The sequence below is a fragment of the Tistrella bauzanensis genome (genome assembly GCF_014636235.1).
GTDB lineage: Bacteria > Pseudomonadota > Alphaproteobacteria > Tistrellales > Tistrellaceae > Tistrella > Tistrella bauzanensis.
Window position 1 is genome coordinate 1 of record NZ_BMDZ01000176.1, and the last position, 1,366, is coordinate 1,366.

The following is a 1,366-nucleotide window of genomic DNA, read 5'->3' on the forward strand; positions in this document are numbered from 1 at the left end:
CCCCATGCCTGACGCGAGCTTCACCCAAAGTGCCGCCTCGGATCCTCAACCCGATCACATCAGCGGGTAAATGGAGGTGCCCATCTGCCGGAAGGCATTGGCATGGCCGATGGTCGGACCACCGCTGCCGCCGCCACCGATCGGCGTGCCCCCGACGCCGGCGAAGGCGAAGATGAAGGTGTTGGGCGTGCCGGCCTCGGCATCGCTGCCGGCGCCGTCGCGCGGCTTGCCCAGTGAATAGATTTCAGCACCGACGGCTTTCAGCGCCTCCAGCGCCTCGGCCTCGTTGCCGGCGGCACCGTAATAGATGGTGAAGGTGATGTCCTCGCCGGCCGGCACGCTGCCGAAGTCGAAGTCGAACACGGCACCGTGGTCGGAGGGGCCGGCATTGGTGAAGTTGCCGTTCACCACGGCGCCGGTGCCGGCGATGTCGCCCTGGGGCGTGTTGGGATTGCCATCGGCGAAGCCGTTATTGCTGGAGGCGATCAGCTTGCTGGCAGGCCAGCCCTGCAGGGTGACCACCTCGCTGAACTGGGTGGGCGGAATGTCCCAGTCCATGGCCCGGCGATAGATCAGCCGCGCGACATCGCCGGCCGCCGTGGCGGTGATGTTCTTCACGGTGACATCGACCCGATACAGGTTGTCCACGCCGTCGATGGTCTTGAAGTCATGGGTGACCCGCAGAACCCGGCCGCCGGCGCCGGGTTCGACGACGCTGACCACCGATCGCGCGGCGGTGCCGGTTGATCCGGCGGCGGTGCCGGTACCGGTGACGGTGAGGTCTGCGCCGGTCGAATCGATATTGGCCGTGCCGAAACTCTCGCCCGCTTTGCCAAACAGGTCCGTGCCGATATCGGCGATGCCCCAGCTTTCGCAGGCACAGCCTGGTCCCAGGGCTTCGCCGGCGCCGGGCCGCATAGGTCAGGCCCACCGGCGGAGAGCCGGAGCCCGGCACCACAAGATTGCCTTCCGGGTTGATGCCGAGCTGAACCGTGCCGTTGTCGATGATCGCCTGTGCCGATGCGCCGGTCGCCGACATGGCGACCGCGATTGCCGCCAGCGAGGCGGTTCCCCTCAGCCGGATGGACATCTTCATGTGCGTGTGCCCCCGTCGCGTGGCCCGTGATGCCGGCCGGTATGGTTAACGATTGTTTCGCGAACCATGACACCGGCCTGGAGGGGCTCACAATCATCTGAACACGGGGGCGACAGGCATCTGAACACGGGGGCGACAGGCAGGCGGACCTTGTGCATGACCTGCATCTTCCACGGTCTCCCGCCGTCCAGGGCAACGAGTCCAGGTTAACGCGCTTGCAGAGCCGCCATGAGGTATTGTGTGTCCCACGTAGCAAGTTTGCGCCTGGCC

1 protein-coding gene is annotated in these 1,366 nt (G+C 66.4%); it reads right to left on the bottom strand.

The window, feature by feature from the left end; all coding sequences use genetic code 11:
• Positions 1-54: 54 nt before the first annotated feature.
• Positions 55-918 carry a hypothetical protein gene (locus tag IEW15_RS25415; protein ID WP_188583322.1) on the bottom strand — a complete coding sequence of 288 codons (864 nt, stop codon included), beginning with the start codon at positions 916-918 and terminating at the stop codon, positions 55-57.
• Positions 919-1,366: the final 448 nt, after the last annotated feature.